Annotated in this window: 3 protein-coding genes; 1 reads left to right on the top strand and 2 read right to left on the bottom strand. The window is 39.3% G+C overall.

What is annotated here, in order from left to right:
* Together ACLL8Z_RS06360 and ACLL8Z_RS06355 are read right to left on the bottom strand one after the other, a co-directional pair.
* Positions 1–1,349: efflux RND transporter periplasmic adaptor subunit (locus ACLL8Z_RS06360; protein ID WP_411273930.1), on the bottom strand; the 1,349-nt coding region annotated here is incomplete at its 3' end.
* 27 nt (positions 1,350–1,376) lie between these two features.
* Positions 1,377–2,726, bottom strand: coding sequence for a TolC family protein (locus ACLL8Z_RS06355; protein ID WP_411273929.1), 1,350 nt, complete (start codon positions 2,724–2,726; stop codon positions 1,377–1,379).
* A gap of 98 nt (positions 2,727–2,824) precedes the next feature.
* Between ACLL8Z_RS06355 and ACLL8Z_RS06350 the strand changes: the two genes are divergently transcribed.
* Positions 2,825–3,442 carry a polysaccharide deacetylase family protein gene (locus tag ACLL8Z_RS06350; RefSeq protein ID WP_411273928.1) on the top strand — a complete coding sequence of 206 codons (618 nt, stop codon included), beginning with the start codon at positions 2,825–2,827 and terminating at the stop codon, positions 3,440–3,442.
* Positions 3,443–3,877 lie beyond the last annotated feature (435 nt).

Raw genomic sequence — 3,877 nt, 5'->3', positions numbered from 1 at the left:
GCAAAAAGCTTTTCTTTATCTACTTTTTCTACCATAGCACCATCCTTAAGTGCTTTTGAAATGGCAGTAAACGGACCAGTAACAATTTCTTCGTTACCCTTAAGTCCTGACTTAACAAGGATATAAGTATCATCCTGTATACCGGTAGTAACCAGTACCTGTTTCACTTTACCTCCGCTATATACAAAAACATATTCTTTGATTGGCTCTGTATCCTTCTTCTTTTCCTTATCAGAATCGGCAGATGATGAAGGAGGGCCACCTGATGCGTCAACTTTTGCATCCTTCTTTTCCTCACGTGTGGTCACCGATTGAATGGGCACGGCTATTCCTTTAAATTCTTCAGTCTGAATATCCACTGTTGCCGACAAACCCGGACGGAATGGTGAAGGGTTAGCGCTATCCCCGCGGAGAAGCTTTTGATATGAATCCTGAAGAATACGGACTTTAACAGTGAAATTTGTCACCTGATCTGTAGAAGTTCCGACAACGTTCGAAGAACTTGCAATTTCTGTTACCTCACCTTTGAATTTTTGATTCTGGAATGCATCCACCTCAATTTCCGCTATATCACCCACAGATACACGGTTAATGTCGCTTTCGTTAACATCAACACTTACTTCCATTGAACTTAGATTTGAAATTCTCATGATTTCAGTACCTGCCATTTGCGAAGTACCCAGAATCCTGTCGCCAAGTTCAACAGATAATTTTGAAATTACACCATCAGTAGGCGCATAAATAGTCGTCTTAGCCAGATTGGCACCCGCCTCTTTTACAACCGCATTTGATTGTTCCACGCCAAATCTCGAACCAACAACATTCTGCCGTACAGCTTCGAGGTTTGCACGAGCTCCTTCATACTCTGCTTTTACAGCATCAAATTCTGCAGCTGACACCACCTTTTTAGTAAATAGCTCCTGGTTTCTCTTATATTTTGCTGTTGTATTCGCAAAATTTGCTTCCGCTTGCTTGAGTGATTGTTGTGAACCGGCCAAAGCAGCACGCTGGCTATTTAAAGAAGCCACAGCCCGATCATACCCAGATTGAAGGACATCGGGACGAACTTTACATAGTAATTGCCCTCTCTTGACAACATCACCCTCCTTTACGAGGAGTTGAACCACTTCGCCGGAAACCTCAGCACTTAACTTTACCTCTACTTCAGGCTGGACCTTTCCGCTTGCGGATACAGTTTCAACAATTGTTCTCGACGTGGCTTTCTCCACAGCAATCTGGACGGAATCACTTTTACCAAACCAGCCCAGCTTACTTCCGGTAACAGCTAACACTAATAGCACTCCAGCTCCAATGAGCACATATTTTAACGTATTATTTTTCTTTGCCATGTCTTTTTTATAAAAGGAATTTTGGGATTAAAATGTTATGGGGTTTCCAAGGTAATAATCAATCACCTTGCTTCTAAAGATTAGATCGTAACGAGCCTGGATTTGATCAAATTGGGCCTTATTTAGATTTGTCTGTGCGAGATTAAAATCCAGTGAATTAACTAAACCTACACCATATCTCTGTTCGATTACATTGAACGCTTCCCTTGACGATTCGAAGGCGGTCTGCGCCGAATAATATCTTTTTTCAGCTGCTCTCAAATCATAAACCGACTGATTGATAACCTTATTAAGGTTATTCTTTGCGAGTTGCTCATTAAGTTCACCATTCTGTAAACCAATTTTCGCCCTTCGTACAGCTGACCTGGCCGAAAATCCATTAAAGACCGGAATACTTAACCCAAAACCAATAAATTGGTTAAAATTATCCTGAACCTGTGTAGCAAAACTTGTATTACCAAACGAACCATTTGAATAGCGCGTTCCCATTCCTGTCTGTAAATTTAAAGAAGGATAGTACCCGCTCTTCGCAATATCGATTTCCTTTTGGAGGACCAGTTTCCGTAACTCTGCCAATTTGATATCCGGAAAATTAAGGGATGCAGACTTGTAAACATCAGCAGCCGAATATGCGGTATTAACTGTTGCAATATCATTGACTGCCGGCTTTTCCACCTCAAACGGTATCGAAGGGTCACGTTCAAGAAGTTGAGCCAAATTTAAGAAGGCAAGATCTAACTGATTTTGAGCATTGGTAACATTCAGTTCTGCAGTTGCAACCTGTGATTTGGACTGTGCAAGATCAGCCAGGGTACGATTGCCAACGTCGAAGAATTTTTGCTCAATGTCAAGCTGTTGCCTGGATATATCTATTTGTTGTCCCGCCGCTATCAACAGATCCTGCGAATTAAGCACCGTGAGGTAATTAGTTACAACAGCAAGAACGAGGTCATTTTTGACTTTCTGAGTAAAACTCTTATCAACGTCTAACTGTAGTTTGTTTTGAGCTATAATATTTATTCGTTGGAATCCCCCAAATAATGGAGTATTGGATGATATATTTACGTTGTTTGAAGTGATCCCCTGATTAACGAACTGGTTCGTTAATGGATCTATACTTCGTCCAAAATTAAAGTTGAGACCTGTGTTTGCGTTCAGGGAAGGGTACAATGAATATTTTGATTGTCTAAGATTCTCATCTGAAATTGCTTCTGAAAACTGAGCCTGCTTGACTTGAAGGTTGTTTTCAACTACAAGCTCAGTTGCTCTTTTTAATGTTATTTTTTCCTGAGCCTGTAAGTTTACTGATGTTGAGATCAAAAGGATTATCAGGAAAATATAGTATTTGGGAGATCCTGTTCGTTTATTTAGTTTCATATAATTATTGGACAACATCAAATTGGTTAGATTCCTCTATAAAATTAATATTATAAATTACTTAACATATTTATCTTCGTCACAAATTAGCAAACGATTTGTACTTTACGAGCTCCCCTTTTTGGTTACAATGGCTTTATCCCACATTAACCTGGCATAAAAACAGGAAAGAGAAATATGTTTATCTCACGTTTGACGATGGACCTGTACCGGTTGTTACACCATATGTATTAAATACCTTAGAAAAGTTCGATGCACTTGCCACTTTCTTCTGCATTGGCGAAAATGTATGCAAATATCCCAATATTTTTAAAGATGTCTTAGCTAAAGGACATAGGGTGGGCAACCATACTTTTAATCATTTGAAAGGTTGGAATACACCAGACCAGGAATTCTTAGAAAATATTGAAAAATGCTCGGAGGCAGTCCATTCAAACCTATTCAGGCCACCATACGGGAGGATTAGTAAAGTTCAGATCAGAAAGGTCAAGAATATGTTTCCCGAAATGGAAATTGTGATGTGGGACGTTCTAAGTGGCGATTTTGATCGCAATATCAGTTTGGAAAAATGTACACGAAACGTATTGAAAAATGTAAAAAATGGTTCAATAATAGTATTCCATGACAGTGAGAAAGCCTTTGCCCGGCTGGAGCACACCCTTCCCATTGTCTTGAAAGAGTTGCAGTTGCAGGGTTATGGCTTCAAAATGCTCTAAATTCTGAACTAAATAAACTTCACTCCCCAATATCCTCTATCATCATTTGTCAAGGAATTGTGCCTTTAACTGCACTAAACATTTATGCAGGTAAATTATGCTAACATCTTTCGAAACGGTTATGCCAATAGCTTTTTCCTCCTTTTGATTAAATCATCTTTGGATATATTTACTGGACCGCTATTGACTCTACTGGTATTCAGGGGATTTTTTCTCACTAGATTCGCGCAATTACTGCATTTTTAACCCCCTTTTTTGTAACTTCGCTCGCAGATAAAACAGGAATAATTAAAATCAAGCAAATAACATGGCATTTGATTTAGACATGATCAAAAAGGTTTATGATAACTACGGCATCCGTCTTGAAGCGGCTCGCAAGGTTGTCAATAAACCGCTTACATTAACAGAGAAAATTTTATATGCCCATTTGTGGCA

The organism is Daejeonella sp., from assembly GCF_046590655.1.
Classification (GTDB): Bacteria; Bacteroidota; Bacteroidia; order Sphingobacteriales; family Sphingobacteriaceae; genus Daejeonella.
This window is presented reverse-complemented; position numbering and strand designations above follow the sequence as displayed.

Bases quoted from the DNA above. Each gene is read 5' to 3' on its own strand.
- ACLL8Z_RS06355 (WP_411273929.1), bottom strand. From the start codon at position 2,726: ATGAAACTAAATAAACGAACAGGATCTCCCAAATACTATATTTTCCTG.